Annotated in this window: 23 protein-coding genes and 1 pseudogene; 14 read left to right on the forward strand and 10 right to left on the reverse strand. The window is 72.9% G+C overall.

Features of this window, described 5'->3' with window-relative positions; all coding sequences use genetic code 11:
- Positions 1-3 precede the first annotated feature (3 nt).
- Entirely contained in the window at positions 4-1,245 is a 1,242-nt protein-coding gene (locus OG294_RS01800) for a beta-ketoacyl-[acyl-carrier-protein] synthase family protein (RefSeq protein WP_327064578.1), read from the reverse strand.
- Between the two features lie 337 nt (positions 1,246-1,582).
- The gene (locus OG294_RS01805) at positions 1,583-2,056 is read right to left on the reverse strand and encodes a nucleoside deaminase (RefSeq protein ID WP_327064579.1); all 474 of its coding nucleotides are present in this window, start codon (positions 2,054-2,056) and stop codon (positions 1,583-1,585) included.
- A gap of 281 nt (positions 2,057-2,337) precedes the next feature.
- On the opposite strand from OG294_RS01805, the gene OG294_RS01810 reads away from it, so the two are divergent.
- Entirely contained in the window at positions 2,338-5,073 is a 2,736-nt protein-coding gene (locus tag OG294_RS01810) for a SpoIIE family protein phosphatase (RefSeq protein WP_327064580.1), read from the forward strand.
- Positions 5,074-5,334: 261 nt separating this feature from the next.
- Here the strand turns inward: OG294_RS01810 and OG294_RS01815 are convergent, their stop codons facing one another.
- Both OG294_RS01815 and OG294_RS01820 read right to left on the reverse strand, forming a co-directional pair.
- Positions 5,335-5,466 carry a M4 family metallopeptidase gene (locus OG294_RS01815; protein WP_327064581.1) on the reverse strand — a complete coding sequence of 44 codons (132 nt, stop codon included), beginning with the start codon at positions 5,464-5,466 and terminating at the stop codon, positions 5,335-5,337.
- A gap of 93 nt (positions 5,467-5,559) precedes the next feature.
- Complete coding sequence (locus OG294_RS01820) at positions 5,560-6,495, reverse strand: LysR substrate-binding domain-containing protein (protein ID WP_327064582.1); 936 nt, start codon at positions 6,493-6,495, stop codon at positions 5,560-5,562.
- Positions 6,496-6,756: 261 nt separating this feature from the next.
- On the opposite strand from OG294_RS01820, the gene OG294_RS01825 reads away from it, so the two are divergent.
- From OG294_RS01825 to OG294_RS01840, 4 genes are all read left to right on the forward strand, one after another.
- Positions 6,757-7,161, forward strand: coding sequence for a beta/gamma crystallin domain-containing protein (locus tag OG294_RS01825; RefSeq protein WP_327064583.1), 405 nt, complete (start codon positions 6,757-6,759; stop codon positions 7,159-7,161).
- 131 nt (positions 7,162-7,292) lie between these two features.
- Positions 7,293-7,700, forward strand: a complete 408-nt coding sequence (locus OG294_RS01830; protein ID WP_327064584.1) for a beta/gamma crystallin domain-containing protein — start codon at positions 7,293-7,295, stop codon at positions 7,698-7,700.
- Positions 7,701-7,844: 144 nt separating this feature from the next.
- Entirely contained in the window at positions 7,845-8,486 is a 642-nt protein-coding gene (locus tag OG294_RS01835; RefSeq protein WP_327064585.1) for a carbonic anhydrase, read from the forward strand.
- A gap of 189 nt (positions 8,487-8,675) precedes the next feature.
- Positions 8,676-9,581 (forward strand): SCO6745 family protein, encoded by a 906-nt coding sequence (locus OG294_RS01840; RefSeq protein ID WP_327064586.1) that lies wholly within the window; start codon positions 8,676-8,678, stop codon positions 9,579-9,581.
- Between the two features lie 2 nt (positions 9,582-9,583).
- On the opposite strand, the gene OG294_RS01845 is transcribed toward OG294_RS01840, so the two are convergent.
- From OG294_RS01845 to OG294_RS01855, 3 genes are read right to left on the reverse strand one after another with little or no spacing between them, the layout of a single operon-like run.
- Positions 9,584-10,945: a tetratricopeptide repeat protein gene (locus OG294_RS01845; RefSeq protein ID WP_327064587.1), complete on the reverse strand. Its 1,362-nt coding sequence runs from the start codon at positions 10,943-10,945 to the stop codon at positions 9,584-9,586.
- Between the two features lie 47 nt (positions 10,946-10,992).
- Complete coding sequence (locus tag OG294_RS01850) at positions 10,993-11,703, reverse strand: class F sortase (protein ID WP_327064588.1); 711 nt, start codon at positions 11,701-11,703, stop codon at positions 10,993-10,995.
- Complete coding sequence (locus OG294_RS01855; RefSeq protein ID WP_327064589.1) at positions 11,700-13,343, reverse strand: DUF4331 domain-containing protein; 1,644 nt, start codon at positions 13,341-13,343, stop codon at positions 11,700-11,702. Before OG294_RS01855 ends, OG294_RS01850 begins: the two co-directional genes overlap by 4 nt.
- A gap of 461 nt (positions 13,344-13,804) precedes the next feature.
- Here OG294_RS01855 and OG294_RS01860 point away from each other — a divergent pair, with 461 nt between their 5' ends.
- The 4 genes from OG294_RS01860 (at position 13,805) to OG294_RS01875 (ending at position 16,963) form a co-directional block, all read left to right on the forward strand.
- Positions 13,805-15,526: a nickel/cobalt transporter gene (locus tag OG294_RS01860; RefSeq protein WP_327064590.1), complete on the forward strand. Its 1,722-nt coding sequence runs from the start codon at positions 13,805-13,807 to the stop codon at positions 15,524-15,526.
- Positions 15,527-15,565: 39 nt separating this feature from the next.
- On the forward strand, positions 15,566-15,904 hold the full coding sequence (locus OG294_RS01865) for a hypothetical protein (protein ID WP_327064591.1): 339 nt from the start codon (positions 15,566-15,568) through the stop codon (positions 15,902-15,904).
- 220 nt (positions 15,905-16,124) lie between these two features.
- Complete coding sequence (locus OG294_RS01870) at positions 16,125-16,739, forward strand: hypothetical protein (RefSeq protein ID WP_327064592.1); 615 nt, start codon at positions 16,125-16,127, stop codon at positions 16,737-16,739.
- Between the two features lie 50 nt (positions 16,740-16,789).
- Positions 16,790-16,963 carry a CsbD family protein gene (locus OG294_RS01875; RefSeq protein ID WP_327064593.1) on the forward strand — a complete coding sequence of 58 codons (174 nt, stop codon included), beginning with the start codon at positions 16,790-16,792 and terminating at the stop codon, positions 16,961-16,963.
- Positions 16,964-17,119: 156 nt separating this feature from the next.
- Here the strand turns inward: OG294_RS01875 and OG294_RS01880 are convergent, their stop codons facing one another.
- A complete protein-coding gene (locus OG294_RS01880; protein ID WP_327064594.1) occupies positions 17,120-17,668 on the reverse strand; it encodes a hypothetical protein in 549 nt (182 codons plus the stop codon).
- Positions 17,669-17,912: 244 nt separating this feature from the next.
- Here OG294_RS01880 and OG294_RS01885 point away from each other — a divergent pair, with 244 nt between their 5' ends.
- The 3 genes and pseudogenes from OG294_RS01885 to OG294_RS01895 all read left to right on the forward strand — a co-directional run.
- A complete protein-coding gene (locus OG294_RS01885) occupies positions 17,913-19,346 on the forward strand; it encodes a condensation domain-containing protein (RefSeq protein WP_327064595.1) in 1,434 nt (477 codons plus the stop codon).
- Positions 19,347-19,673: 327 nt separating this feature from the next.
- Positions 19,674-20,333 (forward strand): 2'-5' RNA ligase family protein, encoded by a 660-nt coding sequence (locus OG294_RS01890; protein WP_327064596.1) that lies wholly within the window; start codon positions 19,674-19,676, stop codon positions 20,331-20,333.
- A 200-nt stretch (positions 20,334-20,533) separates the two neighbouring features.
- Positions 20,534-20,737, forward strand: a pseudogene (locus OG294_RS01895) (YbhB/YbcL family Raf kinase inhibitor-like protein); the annotation flags it as partial.
- Between the two features lie 72 nt (positions 20,738-20,809).
- Here the strand turns inward: OG294_RS01895 and OG294_RS01900 are convergent.
- Positions 20,810-21,256, reverse strand: coding sequence for a DUF1772 domain-containing protein (locus tag OG294_RS01900; RefSeq protein ID WP_327064597.1), 447 nt, complete (start codon positions 21,254-21,256; stop codon positions 20,810-20,812).
- 91 nt (positions 21,257-21,347) lie between these two features.
- Here OG294_RS01900 and OG294_RS01905 point away from each other — a divergent pair, with 91 nt between their 5' ends.
- Both OG294_RS01905 and OG294_RS01910 read left to right on the forward strand, forming a co-directional pair.
- Positions 21,348-21,926: a TetR/AcrR family transcriptional regulator gene (locus OG294_RS01905; RefSeq protein WP_327064598.1), complete on the forward strand. Its 579-nt coding sequence runs from the start codon at positions 21,348-21,350 to the stop codon at positions 21,924-21,926.
- 131 nt (positions 21,927-22,057) lie between these two features.
- Positions 22,058-22,999 carry a TIGR01777 family oxidoreductase gene (locus OG294_RS01910; RefSeq protein WP_327071416.1) on the forward strand — a complete coding sequence of 314 codons (942 nt, stop codon included), beginning with the start codon at positions 22,058-22,060 and terminating at the stop codon, positions 22,997-22,999.
- A gap of 314 nt (positions 23,000-23,313) precedes the next feature.
- On the opposite strand, the gene OG294_RS01915 is transcribed toward OG294_RS01910, so the two are convergent.
- Positions 23,314-24,552 carry a lanthionine synthetase LanC family protein gene (locus tag OG294_RS01915; RefSeq protein WP_327064599.1) on the reverse strand — a complete coding sequence of 413 codons (1,239 nt, stop codon included), beginning with the start codon at positions 24,550-24,552 and terminating at the stop codon, positions 23,314-23,316.
- Between the last annotated feature and the right edge of the window lie 99 nt (positions 24,553-24,651).

Consider the following 24,651-nt stretch of genomic DNA (forward strand, 5'->3'; position numbering starts at 1 on the left):
GGCTCAGTCGACGCGGAAGGCCAGGACGACGTTGTGCCCGCCGAAGCCGATGGAGTTGCTGAGCGCGGCGACCGGACCGAGCGGCAGGTCGCGCGGCTTGTCCCGGACGATGTCGAGGTCCACGGCCTGGTCGAGTTCCTCGATGTTGACGGTGGCGGGCACCGTGCGGTGGTGCAGGGCCAGCACGGTGGCGATGGCCTCCACCGCGCCCGCCGCGCCCAGCAGGTGGCCCGTCATGGACTTGGTGGCGCAGATCGCGAGCCCGGTGGCGAGCGGGCCGAACGCGGCCTTGAGGGCGGCGAGTTCGGCGAGGTCGCCCTTCGGGGTGGCGGTGGCGTGCGCGTTCACGTGCGCGACCTGCGAGGGATCGATGCCACCGGCGGCCAGGGCCTGCGTGACGGCTTCGGCGAGCGACCCGCCGCCCGGGGCCGGCTCGGCCACGTGGTAGCCGTCGCTGGTCAGACCCGCCCCCGCCAGCCGGCCGTAGTGCCGCGCGCCACGGGCGGCGGCGTGCCGGGCCGACTCCAGGACCAGGATGCCCGCGCCCTCGCCCAGCACGAAACCGTCCCGGTCGCGGTCGTAGGGACGTGAGGCCCGCGCGGGATCGTCGTTGCGCCTGGAGAGCGCCATCATGTTGCCGAACGCCGCGATCGGCAGCGGATGCACCGCGGCCTCCGCGCCGCCGGCGATGACCACGTCCGCGCGACCGGCGCGGATCATCTCGAAGCCCTGGGCGATCGCCTCCGCCCCGGACGCGCACGCCGACGTCGGCGCATGCACCCCGGCCCGCGCGCCGAACTCGACCCCCAGGGCCACCGCGGGCCCGTTGGGCATCAGCATCGGCACGGACAGCGGCGACACCTGACGCGGCCCCCGCTCACGCATCAGGTCGTGCGCGGCGAGCAGCGTCGTCACCCCGCCCATGCCGGTGGCCACCGCCACGCCCAGCCGCGCCCCCTCCACCACCGGCGTCCCCGCATCCGCCCACGCCTCCCGGGCGGCGACCAGTGCGAACTGCCCGGAGCGGTCCAGTCGGCGGGCCTCCACCCGCCCCAGCACCTCCCGCGGCTCGACCCTCGCCCGCGCCGCGATCCGCACCGGCAGCGCCGCCGCCCACTCCTCCTCCAGCGCCTGCACCCCGCAGCGGCCCGCCAGCAGCGACTCCCAGGTGTCCGCGACCGAGCCTCCCAGCGGAGTCGTCGCGCCCAAGCCGGTCACCACCACACCAGTTCCAGGCCCGTCCACGCGTCATCCCTTTCCGTCGGCCCACCCGCTGGGCGATGGACTGTGCACTGCGGCACGTCCCCGGTGGACGGCGGACACCGCCCACACCCGCCATCGTGTGCCGCACCGCCAGGCCCTCGCACGTCCGGCGGCGCAATCGGCAGGCACCCGGCTTTCGCTGCGCCGACCAGGCCGGAACCGGCTGCGGCCGGACGAGCCGAATCGGACCACCGGCGACGGCGGCCCGATCGGGAGAGAGCCCGTCGGGGATCGGAAGGCGGGTTCGGCCGCGCCCGCGCGGGACCACCAGCAGCCCGGGCCGCCCCGCCACCCGACGGACCGCGTCCAGGCCGGGCGGCTACCCCCAGTACCCCGTGTGCACCGCTGCGGCCTCCTCGAAGAGGTGCGGCCCGGAGACCTCCACGCTGTTCCCGCCGGCTGCGAAGACCTGGCGGCACGGCAGGTCGAGCACCGGCTCGTCCGGGTCCACTCCCGCGATGGCGTTCAGCTCGGTCGCGGCGAGCGCGTACACGACCCGCCGGATGCCGCTCCAGTAGATCGCGCCGGCACACATCGCGCACGGCTCGGTGCTCGTGTACAGGGTGGCCTCGGTGAGCTGGGCCGGGGCCAGGGCGCGGGAGGCCTGCCGGACCAGGTTGGTCTCCGCGTGGGCGGTGACGTCGTGGTCGGTCAGCACGGTGTTCTCGGCCGTGAGCAGGACGCCCCCGCCGGAGTCGGCGAGCAGGGCGCCGAAGGGATGGTTGCCGTGCGCTCGCGCGGAGGCTGCCAGCTCGATGGCCGTGAGCAGGTGGGCGTGGGGGTGATCGGCCATGACGTGTCTCCTCGGGGCGGTGCGGCCAAGGCCTGCTGACATCACCTGGGCCGGCACATCAGCCTACTGGTGGTTCGCGGAGGCTTCGGGGTGTCCCCGGATCCCGGCGCGGCACCCGCGCACGGTGGTGCAACCGCAGCACGACGGCCCGCCGGGCGGGCCAAACGCAGTCACCGGGAGTGACTGTCCGGGGTCGAGAATGCGATTGGCAGAAATCCGAGGAACGAGACAACGAGAAGAACCTGGCAGGAAAATCCGGGCATGGTGCTAAACATGACAACATGGTCGAACATACCGACCGATCGCGGGTCGTATTCAGAAAGCCACCGACAGCGAGAAACCGACGCAGCGTAGCCACTCAGGTATTCGCGCTGGAACTCGTGGTCGTGGTCCTCCTCGTGCTCGGGGCGATCCTGGCGCAGGTCCTGCAGTCGCGGCGGAGCAGCGATACCGAGGCGAAGAACAGGTCGGTCGCGGTCGCGGAGACCTTCGCGCATTCTCCCGGCCTGCTCGCCGCACTCAAGTCGCCCGATCCGTCGGCGATTCTCCAGCCGATCACCGAGGCCACCCGCAAAGTCGCCGGCGTCGACTTCATCGTCGTCATGAACGACCAGGGAATCCGCTACACGCACCCGATGCCGAGCGAGATCGGCCACCGGTTCGTCGGCACCATCGGCCCCTCCCTGCACGGGCAGATCTACACCGAGAGCGTGCACGGCCCGCTGGGCCACGAAGTCCAGGCGACCGTCCCGGTGACCGCCCCGGACGGATCGATACCCGCCCTGGTGTCGGCCGGGCTCAAGGTCAACAACGTCACCGCCGCCGACAACCGGCAGCTGCCACTGATCCTCGGCACCGGCGCCGTCGCCGTCGTGATCGCCACCACCGGCACCGCGCTGATCGCCCGCAGGCTCAAGCGCCAGACCCACGGCATGGACCCGGGCGAGCTGGCCCGGATGTACGAGCACCACAACGCCGTCCTGCACGCGGTCCGCGAGGGCGTGGTCATCGTCGGACAGGACGGGCAACTGCTGCTCGCCAACGACGAGGCGCGCGAGCTGCTGGGTCTGCCCGCCCGGGCCGAGGGCCGGCACCTGGGCGACATCGAGGGCCTCACCCCCGAGACCACCGACCTGCTGCTGTCGGGCCGGACGGTCACCGACGAACTGCTCCACGTCGGCAGCCGGCTCGTCGCGGTCAACCAGCGGCCGACCGCCCCGCACAGCCGCGCCATGGGCACGGTCGCCACTCTTCGCGACTCCACCGAGCTGCTCGCGCTCTCCGGCAAGGCCGAGGTGGCCGGCCAGCGCCTCGCCCTGCTGTACGAGGCGGGTGTCGGCATCGGGACCACGCTCGACGTCGAGCGCACCGCCGAGGAGCTGGCCCGGGTCGCGGTGCCCGGCTTCGCGGACTTCGTCACCGTCGACCTCGCCGACCCGGTGCTGCAGGGCGAGGAGCCCACCGGCGGCGCCGTCAACCTGCGCCGCACCGCTGTCCACGGCATCCGCGACGACCACCCGTTCTACCCCTGCGGCCGACTGACCGCCTTCATCCCGTCCACCCCGATGGCCCGCGGCTTCGACAGCGGCCGCTCGCAGGTCGTCCCCGATCTGCGGGTCGCGCCCGGCTGGCAGGCCCAGGACCCCGAGTGGACCGGGCACATCCTCGACTACGGCGTCCACACGCTGGTCACCATCCCGCTGAAGGCCCGCGGCATCATCCTGGGCGTCGTCAACTTCTGGCGGTCGCAGAAGCCCGAGCCGTTCGACGAGGACGACCGCTCGCTGGCCGAGGAGCTGGTCGCGCGGGCCGCCGTCAGCATCGACAACGCCCGCCGCTACACCCGCGAGCACGCCATGGCCGTGACCCTGCAGCGCAGCCTGCTGCCGCGCGCCCTGCCCGACCAGAGCGCGCTGGAGGTCGCCCACCGCTACCTGCCGGCGCAGTCCGGCGTCAGCGGCGACTGGTTCGACGTGATCCCGCTGCCCGGCAGCCGGGTCGCCCTGGTGGTGGGCGACGTGGTCGGCCACGGGCTGCACGCCGCCGCCACCATGGGCCGGCTGCGCACCGCCGTCCACAACTTCTCCGCGCTCGACGTGCCGCCCGACGAGGTGCTCGGCCACCTCGACGAGCTGGTCAACCGGATCGACCAGGAGGAGAGCGACAGCGGTACCGGCATCGGCGTCACCGGCGCCACCTGCCTGTACGCGATCTACGACCCGACCTCCCGGCTCTGCACCATCGCGACCGCCGGCCACCCGCCGCCCGCGCTGGTCGATCCCGACGGCAGGGTCGTCTTCCCGGACCTGCCGACCGGCCCGCCGCTCGGCGCGGGCGGGATGCCGTACGAGACGACCCAGGTGCAGCTGGCCGAGGGCACCCAGATCGTGCTCTACACCGACGGCCTGATCGAGGAGCGCACCCGGGACTTCGACGTCGGCATGGACCTGCTCCGCGCGGCGCTGTCGCAGCGCGGCCGGGAGCCGGAGGAGCACTGCCGGGCAGTGCTGGAGGCGTTGCTGCCGGAGCGCCCGCAGGACGACGTGGCACTGCTGATCGCCAGGACCAGGGTGCTCGGCCCCGACCGGGTCGCCGAGCGCGACGTGCCGGGCGACCCGGCCGCCGTCGCCGACATCCGGGCGTGGAGCGCGGCGACGCTGGACGCATGGGGCCTGGGCGAGCTGTCGTTCGCCACCGAGCTCGCCCTGAGCGAACTGGTCACCAACGCCATCCGCTACGGCTCGGCCCCGGTGCGGGTCAGGCTGCTGCGCGACCGCAGCCTGATCCTGGAGGTCTCCGACGGCAGCAACACCTCGCCGCACCTGACCTACGCGGCGAGCACCGACGAGGGCGGCCGCGGGCTGTTCCTGGTGGCCCAGCTCACCGAGCACTGGGGCACCCGCTACACGCCGCACGGCAAGGTCATCTGGGCCGAGCAGGCCTTCCCCGCCTCCGCCCGCACCCTGACCCCGCAACGTCACGAGGCCCCGCACGCCGTCCCGCTGCCCTCGCCGTGAGGCGGGCGTGTCCACCTGTAGCCCTCGGCGCTGCCGATCGCGCGGCAGCAGTGGAGCGACGCGGCCGGTTCCCGGTGCTCCCGGGGCCGGCCTGGATACCCGCGCGGTCGGCCCCCGGTCCAGCGCGACCACTGCCAGCAGCAGGCCGGCGCCTTCCGTCAGCGGACGACCCGTTCCAGCGGCACCGGCTGATCGCGCCGTGCACGGACGTCGCCTCCGGCGGGGTGGTACCGGGCGCGCGGTGCGCCCGGCGGGTGGTGGTCAGCTGGTGACGTTGACGGCGTTCCAGGTCGCGGCGACGGTGGCGATCGTGTCGCTGCCCGGGCCGAAGAGATCGGCGGCCGCCTGGAGGGTGGCTGCACGAGCGGCGGAGTAGTCGGTGGTGGTGGTCATCCTTCTTGTCGGCGTCGGCGGGCTGCAGGCTCTCGCGCGGGTCCAGGTTCAGTGACGTGGCCAGGGTGGCACCGTCCTCGACCTCGACCTCGATCATCCGTCGGTCCTTCGCTGGAGACTCCGGGGAGGCCCGGTCGGGTCCCGGCCGGTGAGATGGGCGCGGGCGTGGGCGCGGAAGGCCGCCACCAGGGGGTTGCGGTCGCGGGCCCGGGTGGCGAGCACGACGCGGCTGGGCTCGACGCCCTCCAGTGGGATGGCGGTGAGGTCCGGGCGCACGGGGCCGGCGGCGACGGTGATGAACACGGCCTGCCCGGTGGCGGCGAGTTCGATCAGGTCCTCGGTGGTTTCGGCGAGGGGGCCGTCCGGGGCCGGGCGTCCGTCGGGTCTGGGGTCGATGCGCCAGAAGGCGCTCACCATCGGGTCGCAACCGCGCACCTTGGGCAGGGGTTCGTCGGCGATGTCGTCCAGGGTGACCGATTCCCGGCCGGCCAGCCGGTGCTCCAACGGCACCAGCAGGACGCGGGGTTCGTCGTAGAGGGGGGTCACCTCCAGGCCGTCGGTCGCGAACGGCAGCCGGGTGACCAAGGCGTCCACGCGGTGGTCCAGCAGCGCCCGGGGCCGGTCGGGCACGGCCAGGTGCCGGGTCGCCACCTCGGCGCCGGGGTGCTGCCGGCGCAGGGCGCGCACGGCCGCGGTGATGATGAAGCCCGGCGTGTAGCCGACGGTGATGCGGTCCGGCCGTGCGGCGGCGCGGGTGTGTGCCGCGGCCTGGTCGGCGCGGTGCAGCAGCGCGGTGGCGAGAGGCAGGAAGACCTCGCCCGCCTGGGTGAGGTGGTTGCCGTGCGGCGTGCGCTCGAACAGGCGGGTGCCGAGCTGCTGTTCAAGGCGGCGGATCTGCCGGCTCAGGGACGGCTGGGTGGTGTGCAGCGCCTCGGCGGCGCGGCGGAAATGCCGGTACTCGGCCACGACGGTGAAATACCACACCAGGCGCAGGTCGAAGAGCACCTGAGGCGACGGGAATTCGGACATTATTTCGGACGGGTCCCTTGCTGGCGCTCTGACAGTGCCTCAAATACCCCTGTGAGCAGGGCGATACACGCAGCGTATTGGCCCATACGGAATGGTCAATAGACATGAGATGCTCCGTGGTCGCACAGTAGGACCGTCGGCGGGGCGGCACCCGGGCCCGTCGGCAGGCCGATCCTCGCGCGACCGGCGGCCGGCGCTCGTCCGGCCGCCCATGTCCGAGGCAACGGCATCGCGTTCGTGCTGGACCAGAGGGAGACTTCCGTGGCACACCTGAAGAACAAGATCGTGGCCGCTCTCGCCGCCGGCTTGGCGACCGTCGGGCTGGCCATCACCCCCACCGGATTCGCGTCGGCGGAAACCGCCAGACCGGCAATCAGCACCGTCCCCTGCAACAGCAACGACTACCTGCAGGTCTGGTTCCATCAGGAGTACGAAAACCCGCGCGCCGAGGAGATCTGCTTCGCCAACGCCGGGACGTACACGTTCCAGTTCCCGCAGTGCAGCGGCGGCCCCTGCTGGCTCGACGCATTCTCGACGGGCAACAACGTCGTGCAGTACGAGTCGGACAACAGGTGGCAACCCGACAACCCGGTCGGGAAGTACACCTACTTCGGCTTCCCGAACCATCCCGGTGGGGTGGACCTCGACGCCATGAAGATCTTCTGATCCGGTCTGCCGCCCGACCGTTCGGCGGGGGTACGGCTGTCCGGCTGTCCGGCGCTCGTCCGGCCAGCCGTACCCCCGCCAACTCCGCCAACTCCGACATCGCATTCGTACTCGACTGTAGGGAGACCCCCGTGGCGCACCTGAAGAACAAGACCGTGGCCGCTCTCGTCGCCGTCCTGGCCACGGCCGGGCTGGCCATCACCCCCACCGGAATCGCGTCGGCGGAAACCGCCAAACCGGCTATCGACGCCGTCCTCTGCAACAGCAACGACTACCTGCAGGTCTGGTTCCATCAGGAGAACCAGAGCCCGCGCGCCGAGGAGATCTGCTTCGCCAACGCCGGGACCTACTCGTTCCCGGACAATCAGCAGTGCACCGGCGGCCCCTGCTGGCTCGACGCATTCTCGACGGGCAACAACGTCGTGCAGTACGAGTCGGACAACAGGTGGCAACCCGACAACCCGGTCGGGAAGTACACCTACTTCACCTTCCCGAACCACCCCGGCGGGGTGGAACTCGACGCTATGAAGATCTTCTGATCGGTCTGCCGCCTGACCGATTGGCGGAGGTACGGCTGGAGGCCACCCTGCGGGGGCGGCCCCCAGCCGTACTCCACTTCACGGCCCGGACCCCGCCATTGATCGCCCGCTGTGACGGCGAACCTTCTCGTCTAGGCTGTGATCATGTCCAGCTCTGTTCCACTCACCCCCGGTGACGCGCTCGAAATGCTGCTCAGCGGCAACCAGCGATTCGTGTCGGGCGCACCGGAGCATCCGAACCAGGATGCCGCGCGCCGCGCCGCGCTCGCCCCCGTGCAGAACCCCTTCGCGGTCCTCTTCGGGTGCTCGGACTCCCGCCTGGCCGCCGAGATCATCTTCGACCGCGGGCTCGGTGACCTGTTCGTCGTGCGGACCGCCGGTCATGTCATCGGCTCGGAGGTCCTGGGCAGCATCGAGTACGGCGTGAGCGTGCTGGACTGCCGGCTGGTCGTGGTGCTCGGCCACGACTCCTGCGGCGCCGTGGCAGCGGCCAGCGCCGCGCTGGAGAACGGGCTGCCGCCGGCGGGGTACGTGCGCGACGTCGTGGAGCGGGTCACCCCGAGCGTCCTCGCTGCGCGCGCGGCCGGGCTGGAGGCGCCCGAGGAGCTCATCGAGGCGCACATACAGCACACCGTGGACCTGATGCTGGACCGGTCCCGGGTGCTCGCCGAGCAGGTCGCCGCTGGGCGTACCGCGGTCGTCGGCCTCTGCTACCGGCTCTCCGACGGCACGGCGCGGATCGTCGCCGCCCGGGGGATGGACGTGGCGCTCGCGCCCGGACCGTGAGGCCGACGAGGTACGGGCCTGCCGGGCGGATTTCGGGCGCACCGAGGCGTGGGACCCGGGTGGGCGTGCGCCCGGCAGGATCCGCCGGGCAGGCCCTGGCGCCGAGCGGGCCGAGAGCCTGCCCGAGGCGCTGGCCGATCGCCACCGTGAGGCTGGCCGCCGCCACGGGTGATCGCGTACGGTGCCGTCATGACGCTACTCGCCGGTAGGCGCTGCTACCAAGCGCTCAACTCCCTGCACTCGATGGTCTATTTCGCGCCCGAGGCCGAGGAGCAGTTCCATGCCCTCGGTCTCTCGCGAGGCTCCATGAGCTACTTCGCGGGCCGCTCGGCGGCCATGGGCGCGGTGGGCGCCGGCGCGGTGGCCGCCACGTTCTACAACTTCAACCCGGCGCTGGTCGCCCGCCACCTGCCGCGCGCGTGGGAGATCGCCTCGCCCCAGGCGGTGCTGGCCGCCCGGCTGCGGGCGGTCGAGGCCGCGCAGCTGCGCACGCTCGGGGCGGAGACCGTGGCCGGTGCCGAGGTCCGCGAGGCGGCCGAGCTGGCGCTGCGCGCCGTCGAGGCCTGCTCCCCCGCCGGCCGGCCGCTCTTCGCGGCGCACGCCGACCTGCCGGTGCCGCAGGAGCCGCACCTCGCGCTCTGGCACGCCGCCACCCTGCTGCGCGAGCACCGCGGCGACGGGCACATCGCCGCGCTGCTCGACGCCGAACTCGACGGCCTCGAAGCGCTGGTGACCCACACCACCACGGGCAAGGGCTTCGTCCCCGCCATGGCCAAGCACACCCGCGGCTGGAGCGACGACGAGTGGAGCGCAGCGCAGGAGCGGCTGCGCGAGCGCGGTCTGCTGGACGCGGACGACGCCCTCACCGCGGCGGGCCGCCAGCTGCGCCAGGACATCGAGGACCGCACCGACCGCCTGGCCGGCGCCCCCTACCGCCAGCTGGGCGAGGAGGCGCTCGGCCGGCTCAGCGAGATCGCCGCGCGGTTGAGCGCGACTTCCGCGGCGAACGGCGCCTTTCCCCAGGAGATCTTCGCCGCAAGCAGCGCCGGCACCGCAAGCACCCCAGGCACCGCCGGGACCGGCACCGCCCGCTGACCTCAGTGCGCCCTGCCGTCGGCGGGCGCCGGCTCGGCCAGGGCAGCGGTGGCCTTCGGTGCGTGCAGCGGGCTGAAGTGGGGGTTGATCGCCAGGGCCCGGCCGAGGTCGGTGCGGGCCTCGGCGGAGGCCCCGAGCGCCTTCTCGATCACGCCGCGGTGGTAGTGGAAGAGGGCGTTGCGGGTGCCCAGGGTCAGGGCCTGGTCGGCCTCGGCGAGTGCCTCGCGGTCGCGACCGCAGGCGTGCAGGGCCCAGGCCAGGGCGTCGTGGGTCTCCAGGAAGGGGCGGGAGAGCAGCGCTTGGCGGGCGAGGGTGAGGGCCTGTTCGGGGTTCCCGTGGTCGGCTTCGAACAGCGCGGCGTCCGAATCCAGGGTGACCCCGTTGTCGGTGAGGAGCTTCTCCTCGGCACGGAAGACCCGGTACTGCTCCTCGGCCTCCTGACTGCGGCCCAGGGACTGGTAGAGCTCGCCGAGTTGGAGCACGTAGTCGGGCTGCGGGACGCGCTGGACGGCCTGGCGGTAGTCGTTGACGGCCGCCTCGGTGTCGCCGAGGGCCGCCTCCGCCCTCGCCTTGGCCTGGAGCAGGGCGGCCTGGCCGGGCGCCGTCGTCAGGCCTGCCCTGGCCTGGGCGAGGGCGGCGGCCGGGTCACCGCTGTTGGATTCGATTTCGCCCAGGTAGTAGCGGGCGAAGGCCTGGTCGGCCGGGGCACCGGCGTCCTGCAGTGCGCGCCGCATGTCCTCGCGCGCGGTGGCGGTGTCGCCACGCAGTTCGGCGACGTACGAGGCCCGCGAGAGCGAGGGGGTGCCGGGGCGCAGGTCCACCATGTGCTGGACGGCCTGTGCGGCTTCGGGGTACTGGCCGAGCTGGGTGTACGCGTCGGCGAGGGTTCCGTACAGCGTGGCGTTGTACGGGTTGACGTCGATCGCCTTGCGGGACCAGTCGAGAGCCTCGCGGAAGTGGTGGCGGCCGGCCTCGAGGGCGGCCATGCCGCCCATCGCGGTGAAGTTGTCCTCGCCCTGGACCGTCAGCGAGCGGTGCAGCGCGTCCTCGGCCTTGGGGTAGTAGGCGGGATCGGCGGTGGCCTTCGCCTGCTGGACGTAGTCCATGCCGAGGGTGGCCAGTGCCTGGGCGTCGTCCGGGGCGGCGCGCAGGCGCTCCTGCATGGCCCCGATCTCACCGGTGAGCGTGTCACCGGACCTGCTGCCCGCCCGACCGGTGCCCGCGTCCACGGGGGCTCCGGAGGTGTCGGCGGGTGCGAGGCCGAGCCCGCCCGCGAGGAAGAGGCCCGCCCCCAGGACGGTGCTTGCGGCGGCGGCCAGCGTGGCGCGCCGCCACCTCGAGCGCGGTGCGGGGCGAGGGGTCACGGGTGCTCCGGAGTTCAGGGTGCCGACGCGGGGCGGCCTCGACGGTGTCAGGCCTTGTCGCTGAGGGTCGCGTAGACGACGAGGTTGTCGGTGTAGTCGTGGTGGGTGCGGTCGTAGTCGCCGCCGCAGGTGATCAGGTGCAGCTGCGGGGGTCCGGTGGTCGGGTAGACCTGGTCGTCGGGGAAGTCGTCCTTGGCGTACTGGCGCAGCGCTTTGACGGTGAAGCCGAGCCTGCTGCGGTCGGCGCGCTCGACCGTGATGGAGTCGCCCGGGTGCAGGGCCGAGAGGTTGGAGAAGACGGCGGGCCCGGTGCGGGAGTCGACGTGCCCGACCAGGACGGTGGCGCCCTGGTCGCCGGGGCGGGGCCCTTCGCTCCACCAGCCGACCTGGTCGGGATCGTCCGGCGCGGCGAGGTGGCCGTCCTGCTGCACGTGCAGGTCGGCCAGTGAGCTGTCCACGCCGATCACGGGTATTCGCAGCCGCACCGGCGGGGCCGCGGACGTTGCGGCAGCGGCAGCTGGGGCGGATGCGTCCGGTGACACCGGCAGTGCCCCGACGTCCGTGCGGGCCGCGCTGCGCACGGCCCCGGGCGGCGCGGCCAGGAAGTAGGCGGTGGCGCCGGATCCGGCCAGGGCCACCCCGACGGCCGTGATCAGGGCCGCGGCCGGGCGGGCGAGCCGCGCCGTGCGCATCCGGCGGCGCAGCCGCCCGCCCACGCTGGTGCGGGGCGGGCGGCCCAATGGGGAGGCGGTGCTCACGCCTGGTTCGCGCGCCGGCGGCGCAGGGCGATGAATCCGGCGCCGGCCAGCAGCACGCCACCGCCGAACGCGGTCGCCGGAATGACCGGGAAGCCGCTGTTCGTCAATGCGCCGCCGAGGCCCGCGTGCACGCCGCCGTCGGGCTTGGCGGTGTCGGCCTGGTCGACCGCGGCGGTGTTGGGCAGCGCGACGTAGGGGAACGTGGTGCCGGGCTGGCGGTAGGGGGTGTGGACACCGTCCCCGTTGGCCAGGGCAGGCACGATCTTGCCGGTCTGCGCGGCACCTTCCAGGGCCTGCAGCTCGATGTTGACGACGTCGTCGGTCAGCCGGCGGCCGTTGGGGAAGCCGGCCAGGTCCTGGCCGAGGACACCGAAGGTGTTCGGCTTGGCGCTCGGCGGGACTGCCATGTTCAGGCGCAGCTCCTCGGCCGGGGTGAACTTGTCCTTGCTCACGTCGGCGTTGAGCAGCTGGGAGTTGAGGTCGGCCTGGATCGGGCCGCCGGAGTTCTTCGAGATGCCGGTGAGGAAGATCTCGGTCAGGTCGTTGCGCGGCGTCGCGGGGGCGGGGATGCCGTAGATGCTCTGGATGAGCTTGGGGACGATCGGGTCCTTGACCTTGTCGACGACCGGGGTGACGGTGTGGTCGTTCTCCGGGGCCAGGGCGTTGAACGCGTCCTTGTACTTCAGCGGCACCACGACCTCGTTGACCAGCGGGTTGCCGAGGCGGGAGACCTGGTGCCAGCCGCCGTCCCCGGCGTTCGTCCCCTCGCCGCCCTTGCTCTCGCCACCCTTGTCGGCGGTGACGACGGCGCCCTTGCGGTCGGTGGTGGCCCACACGCCGATGACCGGGTTGCGGGTCGCATCGCCCTTGAGTGCCAGGTCCTTCTTCGGCACCTGGAGCGCGATGGTGTTGACGTTGTAGCCGGCGAGCGTGTTGTGGCCGGTCTCGGACAGGTTGCCGCCGTAGAGCAGGTCGAAGACCCGCAGGTCCAGGAAGAACGGGTCGGCGGCCTGCCCGGCGAAGCTCTGCCCGCCGCCCGGCAGCGACACCATCGCCTGCTGGCGCAGCGAGGCGTAGTCGGGCATCGAGGCCTTGCCGACGTTGGACGGCGCCGCCGGCGCGTCCTTGACCAGGGTCTTGGTGGTCCCGTCCGGGCCGGTCACCGTCAGCGTGTAGGTCTGGCGGAAGTTCAGGTTGGGGTCGTCCAGCGCCTTGACCACACCGGTGTTGTAGAGGAACTGGTTGGCGTCGTCGCGGATGTGGTCGCTGAACGTCCACGTGTAGGTGGTGTCGGGCTTGCCGGTGCCCTGACTGTCGATCTTGATGTTGTACCGGGCGTCGTTGGCGAAGGGGTAGAAGTTCGGCCCGCCGTTGGGTTCCTCGAACGGGATCCAGTTCGCCACCAGGGTGACCGTGTCCGGCTTGTCCGGGCTGGTGAAGGCGTAGACGTCGGTGTTGTCCGCCTTGGGGTCGCCGGAGATCAGCGGTGCCTCGCGGTGGCTGGAGGCGGAGCTGACTCCGGGCGCCAGCCCGGCCATCGAGGCGGCGGCCGCCAGTGCGAGGACGCCGAGGGAGGCGATCGAGCGTTCGGCGGGGCCTGCGGATCCACCGCTGCGGCGGAGCAAACGAGGGTGCTGCATGAGCCATCCGTTTCCGATGGGGGGAACACCGCCGACAGCCCTGCCGACGGTGGAATCGGGGAGAGCGGTGAACGCTCCCGGCCCAGACGGACAGCGCCGTCTCCGCGTCGCTGCGCGTCCACGGGATTCAGCGGGCACCTCTGCCAGACACCTGAGCTGCTCCCCAGTCAGCACCAACCGGCACAGCGCTGCCACCCCACTGAGCCGATCGGCGCCCGCCGCTCACTCCCCCGGCCGCGCAAGGCGCCGTCCTGGAAGGGGCCGCCGCCTGCCCGCGCGGGCCCGGCCCGCCGCACGAGTGAGCCGGGTACGCCAAGCAGGTGAGCAGGCCCGTCGCGCCGCGTCCAATGCGTCCGCGCGGCAACCGGCGCGGTCATCGTGCCAGATAGACCATCAGCCCGCCGGACGGGTCCCGGCAGCCTTCCCCGGGCGCGCGGCTGCCCTGCCCATCCGGAGTCCCCATGACCTACCGTCATCACCTGTGGCGAGCAGCCGCGGCGGCTGGCGGCGCGGCGGCCCTGCTCGCCCTCGCTCCCAGCGCCGTCGCCCACCCGCTGGGCAACTTCTCGGTCAACCACTACACGGGGCTGACCCTGCGCCCGGACCGCGTCGAGGTCCTGGCCGTGACCGACAGCGCCGAGATCCCCACCCTGCAGGAAGCCCCCGAAGTCCACCCCGGCGCCGGGACGGCCAGCGACGCCGAACGAGCCGCCTGGGCACGGGCACGGTGCGCCCAGAGCGCCGACCGCCTCCGGATCACCACCCCCGCGCCACTGCACCTGACCGTGCGTTCCGCCACCTTCGACTACCAGAACGGGCAGGCGGGGCTTCGCACCAGCCGCCTCGAATGCCGACTGGAGGCCCCCGCCGACCTGACCGCGGCCCCGCTGACCCTGCGGGTGGACACCGGCGTCGACCGCGGCCGGGTCGGCTGGAACGAGATCACCGCCCGTGGCGAGCAGGTCCGCCTCACCCACAGCACGGTGCCCGGCACCTCGCCCTCCCGAGAGCTGCGGGACTACCCCCGCGACCTGCTCGACTCCCCCCGTGGCGACACCAGCGCCGAGCTCACCGCGCAAGCAGGCGGCGGCGCCTCCGCCCCGCTCGGGATGCTGCCCGCACTCGGCAGCGCGGACGGGCCCACCGCCCGCGTGGAGCAGATCGCCAAGCACCTGAGCGCTCTCACCGCGGCCCGGCACCTGACCGTGCCGCTGGGTCTGCTGGCCGTCCTGCTCTCCATCGCCCTGGGCGCGGGCCACGCGCTGCTGCCCGGTCACGGCAAGACCGTGATGGCCGCCTACCTCGCCGGGCGTCGGGGCCGGCCCCGTGACGCGCTGACCGTGGGCGCGACCGTGACGCTCACGCACACGGCCGGCGTCCTGGTCATCGGCATGCTCCTGACGGTGTTCACCGGCCTGGCCGGCGACACACTGCTCGGCTGGCTCGGCGTGGCCAGCGGCACCCTGGTCGCCCTGGTCGGCGCCGGCCTGCTGATCGACGCGGTCCGGCAGGCCCGTCGGTCACGCACGCCCCGAGCGGGCGCTCCGACGGGCGAACACCCCCACCAGTTGCTCGCTGCCGTGGCGGCACCCGCCTCCGGCCACGCCGGGGACCACGCTGCGGACCAGCACGAGACCACGGCAGGCCGGCGCGAGCACCAGCACGCCGACACGCTGACCCACGACCACGACCACGCCGATGATCACGACCACGAAGGGGTTCCGCACCAGCACGAACACCGGACCGACCTCCACCTCCACCTCCACCCCCACGACCGGCCCCACCGCCACGGCCTGTTCGGTCACCGCCACACCCACCACCACGACCACAGCGCCGTCGAAGCAGGTCAGCCGTTCACCACTCGGGGGCTGATCGGCCTCGGCATCGCCGGCGGCCTCGTCCCCAGCCCCTCGGCACTGGTCGTCCTGCTGGGCGCCATCGCGCTCGGCCGCACCGTCTTCGGCGCGACCCTGGTCCTCGCCTACGGCCTGGGCATGGCGGCCACCCTCACCGCCGTCGGCCTTGCCCTCGTCCGCTTCGGCGACCGGCTCTCCGCCATGACCAACCCGCGCCTGCTCGCCACCGTCCGCCGCATCGCCCCGCACGCGGCCGCCCTCACCGCAGCACTGGTCGTCCTGGTGGGACTGGGCCTGACGCTGCGCAGCCTCTACCCCCTCATCTGAACCGCCCTCCCGAACACCCCCCGAGGGAGCCGAATCACCGTGAAGCGCCACACCCCAGCCGCCCTGGCCCTCCTGCTCGCCTGCGGCCTGGCCAGCGGATGCTCGCCGTCCAGCGACGGTGTCTTCGACGCCCGGGCCACCACCGCCTCCCGCACCTGCCAGGCCCATCAGACCCAGCAACCCGGCCACCGCTACACCGCCGGCCCCGGCGCCGACACCGAGTCGATCCTGATGATGATGCGCTACTACACGGCCAACGGCACCAAGACCTTCTGTGACGGACATCCGCCCACCCCGACGGACGTGCGCTGGATGGACCTCTACCAGGCACTGGGAGGCGAGCCCGCACACATCGGCCGCCCCGCATCGGCGAAGTAGCACCGCGCCCGCACCCGCACCCGAACCCGCGCGCGCACGAACCGCGCAGCAGCCCGCCCGTTCGGTGAACCGCGTTTGGTCCACCCGGAACCGGACATGCGCATCCCAGGAAGCCCGGCTCGCCGTCCACGGCCGCCCGCCGACCATCAGAGGTGAAAGGCGCCGACCGAGGGCGCGAGTCGGCTTCAGGCATACGACGCAGATCCCTGAGGAGCGCGTCATGATCATTATCCTAGGACTCATCCTCCTGGTCGTCGCGGCCGTCGTCGCGATAGCCGGAATCTTCGGCAATACCGGTAGCGCCCACGCGCTCACCAACGCGTTCTCGGTGTTCGGGCACCACATGACCGGCTCCACCGGCACGCTGTTCCTCTACGGGATCATCGTCGGAGCCGTGGCCATGCTGGGGCTCGGCCTCCTGCTGACCGGCGCGCGTCGGACCTCGCGCCGCGCCACCGAAGCCCGCCACGGGCTGCGGCACTCGCGCCGTGAGACGGCCGCCGCCCGCAAGCGCCGCGACGACGTGGTGGAACAGCGCGACGACGCCCGCGCGGAGGCGGCCTCGGTCGCCGACGACCGCGACAGCCTCGCCCAGGAGCGTGATGCGCTGGCCGCGCAGCGCGACGACCTCGCCCGGCAGCGGAACGACCTGGCCGGCCAGCGCGACGACGCGATCACTCGACAGAGCGAGGCATCCCGCGAGCAGACGGCCGGCACGCGCGCCACGCCGATGGCGCCGGCCGAGAGCAGCACACCGCAGGCCGAGGACGAGCCTGCGCCCGACACCGGGCACCGCAGGCCGCATCTGCTCGGGCACCGCTCCGGCCTCCAGTAGGCCGGCCGCCGTACCCGCCCCGTCTGATGCACTCACGAAAGGAACCCGTCATGGGTATCGGTAAGAAGGCCGCCCACAAGGCCGAAGCAGTCAAGGGCGGCGTGAAGAAGACCGTCGGACGCGCCACCGGCGACCGCACCCTCGAGGCCGAGGGCCGCGGCGACCAGGTCAAGGGCAACACCAAGCAGGCCGGCGCCAAGATCAAGGACGCGTTCAAACACTGACCGCCCGGCCGCGGTGGCCCGATCCTGCTCGGCTCCGGCCACCGCGCGACCGCGGCACAACCCGGCGCCTGGCCGTGGGAGCAGGACCGTGTCCTGCTCCCACGGCCAGGCGCCGGCGGGCTCGGACGGAGGAAGCGGCCCGGCCGACACCGGGGTTCAGCGAGGCAGCGTGCCGCTGTCCGCGCCCGCTGTGCCGCCCGCTGTGCCGCCCTCTCCGGTGAGGACCTCGGCGCTGACCACCTGGTGCCAGCCGTTCAGTGTGCGTGTCTGTTCGGCTGCACGCTGGATGAGCCGATCCAGCTCGTCCGGATTCAGTCGCGGGTCGTCGTCGGCGATGGCACGCAGCGCCTGCCACAGCGCGGTCTTGCCTTCGACGCCCACGCGCATCGCCTCCAGTTCGATCAGGTCGCTCAGCGGGGAGCGGCGCACCAGCGTCCCGTTGGGCTTGAGGCGTGCGATCCGTTCACCCGCGAGACCCAGCCAGGTGCGGTAGTGGCGCACGGGTACGGCGAGGCTGTTCATGATCCGTACGAGGTCGTCGCGGTCCTGCTCCACGTCGCGGGCCAGGCGGCGCAGTTCGGCTGCGCGCCGGCTGTCCGGGTGGGTGTCGGCCATGCGGTGGGCGAGCGCGGCGCCGCCGAACGCACCGGTCAGGTGGTCGTTCAGGTAGACGCTCAGTGGCTCCGCCAGGGGTCGGGCAGACATTGCACGTCCTCCCAGAGGGTGGGCCGATCGGGTGCGCCGCGCGCTGGGGCTTGCAGACGTGCCGGCTCCTGCGCGGCGTTGGGGTGCTCTTCCCATGGTGCCCCGCGCCTCGGGCGGATGCGTGCGGGCCGGGCCGGGTGGCGGATCAGTGCCGTACAGCCGCCCCGGCAGCCTCGAGCGGCGCGCACGCCGATCCCTGTCCGTGGGCCAGTGCCCGTTGCGGTGCTGGTTCGTTGTCTCGTGCATGAAGATGACCGAGCTGGACGACTATCCGGTGCGGCCTGGGCAGGTACGGGAGTGGACGCTGCACCCGTCCGTGATCTCGGCCGCCCATCAGGCGCAGCGGGCTTCGACGCCACCCTCGTACAACCAGGAGTCCCACATCCTCACCATGGCCCGGTTGGAGGAGCGCGGGGCGCGGACCGCCGACTGGGCGGGTGTGGCGTTCGAGCTGCCGGGCGAGCTCGACGTGGCGGCGTTCGGCAGGGCCCTGGTGGACTGGATGGGCTGGCACGAGACGCTGCGCAGCGGATTCCGCAGGTCGGGTGGGCAGCTGCACCGCTTCACGCTGCCCGCAGAGGCGATCGACGTGAGCAGCGAAGTCCTCGGGACCTTTCGTGATCCCGCGACGCTGAGCCGCTTTCTGCGCGACCGGCTCGACGCCGGCACCCACACGCTGCGCTGGCCGAGCTTCGTGGGGGAAACGGTTCAGCGGGCCGACTCGGTGACGGTGGTGCTGGCCTTCGACCACATGCACTTCGACGGCTACACGCTGTTCGGGATGGTGCAGGAGGTCCGCGAGTTCTACCTGGCCGCCCTCGAAGGGCGGACTCCCGCGGTGGCGGCGGCCGGCAGCCACGTCAGCTACTGCGATGTGGAACGCCGGGAGGCGCTGCTGATCAGCCGCGAGCATCCGACCGTCCTGAAGTGGGAGCAGTTCATCGCGGACAGCGGCGGCCGGCCACCGCGCTTCCCGCTGCCGCTGGGCACCCAGGAGGAGGGCGAACTCCTGCCCCAGAAATCGCTGTTCGAGTGGCTGCTGGATCCCGCCGAGACCGATGCCTTCGCGCAGGTCTGCCAGTCCGAACACACCACCCTGCCCTCCGGGGTGCTCGCGGCAGCAGCCCTGGCAGCACGGGAGCTCGGCGCGCCAGGGCCCTACCGCACGGTGATGCCCTTCCACACCCGTTCGCGACCGGAGTGGACCTCCTCGGTCGGCTGGTTCGTGGGTGTCGGCCCGGTGGAGGTCGACCTGCCGCCCGAGTGCGACTTCCGCGCCGCCCTCCCCCTGGCCCAGGGGTCGGCCCGCGAGGCGAGGCAGGCGGCCCGGGTCCCGTTCTTCCGGGTCTCCGAGCTCCTGGGGGTGGACTTCAGGAAGGCCGCGCCCGATCCGTTCTCGCTGCTCTCGTACATGGATCTGCGCAACCTCCCCGGCGCCCAGGACTGGAACCGGTGGAACGCCCGGCTGCTGACCCGGATCTCCGACAGCGGCAAGGCGTGCCTGTGGGCCATGTGCTCCCCCGACGGCCTCTACCTGTTCGCCCGCTACCCCGACACCGCCCTCGCCGCCACCAACATCGCCCGCTTCGTGGGCGCCGTCCGCACCATCGCCCAGAGCGTCGCCCGCACCGGCAACTTCACCCCCGCCGCACTCCACCAGGTGCCGTCACCGGTATGACACCGCACATACCGATGTCACCACCCGGGATCCGGCTGGTCGGGGTCGGGCCCGGTCGTCGCGGTCGGCGCCGGTGCGAGCGGCGGGAAGTGCGGGCGGCGGGAGGTGCGGGCGGCGGGAGGTGCGGGTGGTACTTGAAAGACGCGCGGTTCCCCACCCTCGCTCATGCTCCGCGCCCTACCCTCCGACCTTCAGCGGCACGGTTCCCGAGGGCTTCGGCGGGTATGGGGGCCTGCGGCCCGGGTCGTCCCAGGTCCGGGAGTTCTATCGGTGCTGGGCTGCGCCTTCACCCCCGACCAAGCCGCCTGCTGAGGGGATTCCACAACCATGACCGATGACAACAGCAAGACGGCCGAGCTGCCCGAGATGACCGACCACTGGTGGTGGCGCCCCGGGTGGCAGCCGGGCACGCGCTGCTACGCCTGGCACCTCACCTTTCAGAGCAGCCCCGAGGTGCTCCGGTTCGCCGCGGAGCACCGGGCCGCGCTCGCCGAGGTGCCCGGCCTGGACCTCATCCCCGACCCGTGGCTGCACCTGACCATGCAGGGGCTCGGCTTCACGACCGAGGTGGGCGAGGACGACGCGCGTGCCGTCGTACGGGCCGCCGCCCGCACCCTCGCGACCGTCCCCCCGTTCACGATGACCCTGGGCCCGGCGATCGTCGTCCCCGAGGCCCTGCTCCTGCCGGCCGAGCCGGCCGACGCCGTTCGCCAGGTCCGAGGTGCCATCCGCGCGGCCATCGCCCACGTGCGCCCCGAGGTCCCCGAGTCCGCGGACGGCTTCCACCCCCACGTCTCGGTCGCCTACTCCAACGCCGTCGGCCCGGCCGCCCCGGCCCTGCGGGCCCTCGAGCCCCTGGCCGACCGCCGCGCCGTCGTCCGCGTGGCCGGCGCCGAGCTGATCGTCCTGCACCGCGACCGCCGGATGTACGAGTGGGAGACCTTCGCCAGCGTTCCTCTCGGCAGCGTTCCTCTCGGCCGACCATGACGAGAAGCCTCTGCGCCCCCGGCAGAGGCTCCGTCAGCCGGCCGCGCCGTGCTGTTCGGGCACGAGGCTGGGACGACAACAGTTGATGTGCAACAATCCTGCCGCGCGCGGCCTCAGCGACGGGCGCACCCCGAGAACGCCCGCCGCAAGCCTCCGGCCTCCGGACGCCACACGAACTGCTCCCCGGCGCACTCGCCAAGATGAGTCCCGCCCCGGGCGTCACCCTCCTGCGATCCCTCATCGGCCGCGGATACTACGGACCGGAATCCCTCAAGGGCCACGGGCCGCACCGCTACGTCTTCCAGATCTACGCACTCGGCACCCGTCTCCTGGACCGTCCGGACCGTGCGGCGCTCATCAAGTCCCGGCCCCGCGCCCTCCTCGCCGCCATCGACTCCCCGGTCCTCGCACGCGGCCGCACCGCCGGCGTCTGCGAACGCCAGGACCTGTCCGGCGCCCATCGGGTACCCGCGGGCTCAGGCGAGGGCGGCGGCCAGCAGGGCGAAGGCGGCGATGAGGACGGCGACGCGGACGTAGTGGAAGCGGTCCCAGCGCTTCGCCTGTTCCTTCCAGTCCTCGGGCCGGTTCTCAGGGGTCCACGTCTTGCTCTGGTTGTTGATCGGGACGAGCAGCAGGAGCGACATGATCACGCTGGTGATCAGCAGTGCTCCGGCGGTGACGACAAGGCCGGTGCCGTGCTGGTGCCATCCAGCGACGGCCCGGGCCGCGACGAGGACGAGCGAGCCGATGTACCAGACCGGCATCACGGCGCCGAGCATCCGGCCCCCGTGGGCGCGGCCGAGTTGGCCGCTGTCACCGGGAAGTGCGTCGAGGATCGGGTTGATGACGAAGGCGACGGCGAACTCCACCCCCACCATCACGCCGAAGACCACGATGGTGACGACCTCGAGTACGTCGAGCATGACGACCCCTCCTGGGATCTAGCGCTGCTAGGTAATGAGATAACGCTAGTACTGCTGCCGCTCACTTGTCTAGCGATGCTAGGATCGAATCATGTCGGTACAGGAACGCAAGGAACGCGATCGGGCGGCCCGCGAGCGCCTCATCGTGGCGACGGCCCGCGAACTCGCCGAGCAGCAGGGCTGGGACGCGGTCACCACCCGCCGGCTCGCCGAGCGCATCGAATACAGCCAGCCCGTCCTCTACAGCCACTTCCGCGGCAAGCGCGAGATCATCGGCGCCGTCGCCCTCGAAGGCGCCGCCGAGATGGCCGCGGCGGTGCGTGCCGCGGCCTGCGGCGCGAACGGCCCGCGCACCCGGGTCACCGCCCTCGCCCTCGCCTACCTCGACTACGCCGAACGCAACCCGGCGGTCTACGACGCCATGTTCCAGCTCGACGGCGGCCTGGCCTTCGCGGTCGAGGACACCCCGGAGCCGCTGAAGGACGCCTTCGCCGCCCTGCTGGAGAGCCTCGGCGACGTCGCCGGGGACGGCGTCCACCCGGGACTGTTCACCGAGGTGTTCTGGGCATCCCTGCACGGACTGGCCACCCTGACCCGGGCGGGACGGCTGCCACCGGCGGAAGCCGAGCGGCGGGTGGACCTGCTGGTGGACCGGCTCGCCGTGATCTGACACGCCCTCCGGGCGGAGGGGCAGCCGGGGTCTTCCGGCCCGACTGCCGGCCGACCGCGCGGAGCGGCCATGTTTTGAACGCGTTCAGATTCTGGCTAGAGTTCCCCCAGGCACCATCCAAGGGGGATCCGATGAAGATCGTGCTGCCCGGGGGCTCCGGGCACGTGGGCAGGCTGCTGGAACGCGCGTGGACCGCTGCCGGCCACGAGGTCGTCATATTGACCAGGCAGTCGGGCGGTGGCCGGGAGGTCCACTGGGACGGCCGGAGCATTGGCCCCTGGGCCGCGGAGATCGATGGCAGCGACCTCGTGGTCAATCTCGCCGGACGGAGTGTCAGCTGCCGCTACACGCCGGCCAATCTCCGGGCCATGATGGACTCGCGCGTGCACTCCGCCCGGGTCGTGGGCGAGGCGATCGCGGCGGCCGCCCGGCCTCCCAAGGTCTGGCTCCAGATGAGCACCGCCACCATCTACGCCCACCGCTTCGACGCGGCCAACGACGAGACCACCGGCCTGCTCGGCGGCGCCGAACCGGGCGTCCCGCCGTACTGGGCCTACAGCGTCGAGATCGCCAAGGCCTGGGAGCAGGCGCAGGCGCAGGCGGACACCCCGCGGACGCGCAGGGTGGCGCTGCGCACCGCCATGGTGATGAGCCCCGGGCGAGGCGGCGCCTTCGACCAACTGCTGTGGCTGGCACGGCTGGGGCTCGGCGGTCCGGTCGCGGGCGGCGCCCAGTACATGTCCTGGATCCACGGCCGTGACCTCGTCCGGTCCCTCGACTTCCTGGTCGGCCGGGAGGACCTCAGCGGACCGGTGAACCTTGCGGCTCCCACCCCCTTGCCGTACCGCGACTTCATGCAGGGCGTCCGGGCGGCATGGGGCGTCCCGCTGGGCCTGCCGGCGACCAGGTGGATGGCCGAGCTCGGCGCGTTCGCGCTGCGATCGGACACCGAACTGCTGCTGAAGAGCCGTCGGGTGGTCCCCGGCCGGCTGCTGGAGGCCGGCTTCGACTTCGCGTACACCCGCTGGCCCGAGGCCGCCGCCGACCTGGTGCGGAGCACCCGGGGCGGCTAGGCCGTGTCTCACCATTCCCGCCGGGCGCGCGACGCCGGCCCGCAGCGTCAGCTGCTGATGTCGCTGCCCGCCTGGACGCACCGGCGAATCATCCACGTACGACCCAGTACGAGGACGCTTCGCCGGCACGCCCAGCCGGGCGCCACCCAGCCGCCAGGCTGGGTGGCGGGGGTACCTCCCGGCCGAAGGCTGGGGGAACCGCGCGCCGATCCGACGCGAATTGTGAGACACGGCCTAGTACCGCGTTGGGGCGCGGTACTCCACCGGTTCGACGGGGCCGGTCGGCAGCTGGGCGATCGCGCTGTGCGGCCGACTCAGCGCAGGCCGAGGCAGGGCAGCCAGGCTCGGGAGGCGCCGTGGCCCGCGGTGAGCAGGGCGCACAGCGGGCCTGCTGCTCCCCCGAGCAGTCCCATGCCGCTCCCGCCGAGGGTCTGCACCGCGGGCAGGCGGTCCATCAGGTGCGCGAACAGGCGGGCCTTCAGGGTGTCCGCGGCGGGCAGGCGGGCGTGGCGGGCGAAGGCGTCGGCCACCGCCAGGACGCCCGCGGCGCCGTGGCACAGGGCCAGCGGATCGGCCGGCTGGTCGCCGAAGAGGTGGAAGTCCTCGTCGTAGTGTTCGGCGAGCGTGCTGAAGGCTGCCGCGGCCCAGGCGGCGGTCTCCTGGTCACCCAGCGCGTCCGCCGCGTCCCACAGCGCCCAGGACACTGCGGGGGTGCCGTAGCACCAGGCCTGGCGGGCGCGCGGCCCGGCGGGCGGCGGGGCGTCGAGTCCGGCGCCGTCCCAGGTGCGGATGGAGCGGGCGTCGTCGAAGGACTGCCGCATCAGCCAGCGGGTCGCGCGGTGCAGGGCGGCTGTCAGGTCGGGGTGCGGGCCGAGGCGGCGGACCGCGGCGGTGAGCGCGGCGACGACGCCGGCGGTGCCGTGGCCCATGCCGGTGTTGATCCGTCCGTCGATCCAGGCGAGGTGGGGATGGCCGGCGTAGCCCGCCGTCCGCAGCCGTGGCAGCTCGTCGGCGTCGCACAGCTGCGTCAGCTGGTCGGCGAAGGGGCCGAGTTCGGCCGGCGTCGGGCGGGTGCCCGCGCTCAGGGCGAGCAGCATGCCGGACGGTCCGGTGATCAGGTCGTAGTCCTCGAAGGCGAGTTGCTCGCGTCGCCAGCCGAGGGCCGGCGCGGTGCGGACCAGGTGGTCGCGGAGCCGGTCGCCGACGGGCTGCAGCCCGGGTTGGGCCCGGGCGCCCAGGCGCAGGCCCACCAGCGTTCCGGCCAGGCCGCCGTTGTACAGCCCGCAGTGGCCCGGCCCCCGACCGGCGGTGCGGGCCCAGACCGCCACGGCACGCGCCGCGGTGGCTGCGGCCTCCGGCGTCCCTGCGGCGTGCAGCAGGGACGCCAGGACGGGAACGCCCGGGTCGGAGGGGGGCTCGGCTCCTGGCCGGCCGTCGCGGGGCCGGGCGGACCAGGCGTCGAGGAGCCGGGCCGCGAGTTCGGTGACGGCGGTGCCGGCGGTGGTGTGCTCGGTCTGCTCGGCTCTTTCGGCCTTCTGGGTGTGCTGCGGCACGGTACCTCCTCGGGCGTGACGGGCCGGCGCCCCGCCCTTGCGGCCGAACAGGCCGGGCGGGACGCCGGTGGTGCGGCCGTCAGAGGCCGCTGCCGGGTG

It is taken from the genome of Kitasatospora sp. NBC_01302 (assembly GCF_035976515.1).
Lineage (GTDB): Bacteria > Actinomycetota > Actinomycetes > Streptomycetales > Streptomycetaceae > Kitasatospora.

Coding starts and splice junctions, on each gene's coding strand:
- OG294_RS01910 (WP_327071416.1), top strand. CDS start 22,058: ATGAAGATCGTGCTGCCCGGGGGCTCCGGGCACGTGGGCAGGCTGCTG.
- OG294_RS01840 (WP_327064586.1), top strand. CDS start 8,676: ATGACGCTACTCGCCGGTAGGCGCTGCTACCAAGCGCTCAACTCCCTG.
- OG294_RS01815 (WP_327064581.1), bottom strand. CDS start 5,466: ATGACCACCACCACCGACTACTCCGCCGCTCGTGCAGCCACCCTCCAG.
- OG294_RS01870 (WP_327064592.1), top strand. CDS start 16,125: ATGATCATTATCCTAGGACTCATCCTCCTGGTCGTCGCGGCCGTCGTC.
- OG294_RS01860 (WP_327064590.1), top strand. CDS start 13,805: ATGACCTACCGTCATCACCTGTGGCGAGCAGCCGCGGCGGCTGGCGGC.
- OG294_RS01805 (WP_327064579.1), bottom strand. CDS start 2,056: ATGGCCGATCACCCCCACGCCCACCTGCTCACGGCCATCGAGCTGGCA.
- OG294_RS01875 (WP_327064593.1), top strand. CDS start 16,790: ATGGGTATCGGTAAGAAGGCCGCCCACAAGGCCGAAGCAGTCAAGGGC.
- OG294_RS01900 (WP_327064597.1), bottom strand. CDS start 21,256: ATGCTCGACGTACTCGAGGTCGTCACCATCGTGGTCTTCGGCGTGATG.
- OG294_RS01890 (WP_327064596.1), top strand. CDS start 19,674: ATGACCGATGACAACAGCAAGACGGCCGAGCTGCCCGAGATGACCGAC.
- OG294_RS01905 (WP_327064598.1), top strand. CDS start 21,348: ATGTCGGTACAGGAACGCAAGGAACGCGATCGGGCGGCCCGCGAGCGC.
- OG294_RS01835 (WP_327064585.1), top strand. CDS start 7,845: ATGTCCAGCTCTGTTCCACTCACCCCCGGTGACGCGCTCGAAATGCTG.
- OG294_RS01820 (WP_327064582.1), bottom strand. CDS start 6,495: ATGTCCGAATTCCCGTCGCCTCAGGTGCTCTTCGACCTGCGCCTGGTG.
- OG294_RS01810 (WP_327064580.1), top strand. CDS start 2,338: ATGGTCGAACATACCGACCGATCGCGGGTCGTATTCAGAAAGCCACCG.
- OG294_RS01855 (WP_327064589.1), bottom strand. CDS start 13,343: ATGCAGCACCCTCGTTTGCTCCGCCGCAGCGGTGGATCCGCAGGCCCC.
- OG294_RS01880 (WP_327064594.1), bottom strand. CDS start 17,668: ATGTCTGCCCGACCCCTGGCGGAGCCACTGAGCGTCTACCTGAACGAC.
- OG294_RS01885 (WP_327064595.1), top strand. CDS start 17,913: ATGAAGATGACCGAGCTGGACGACTATCCGGTGCGGCCTGGGCAGGTA.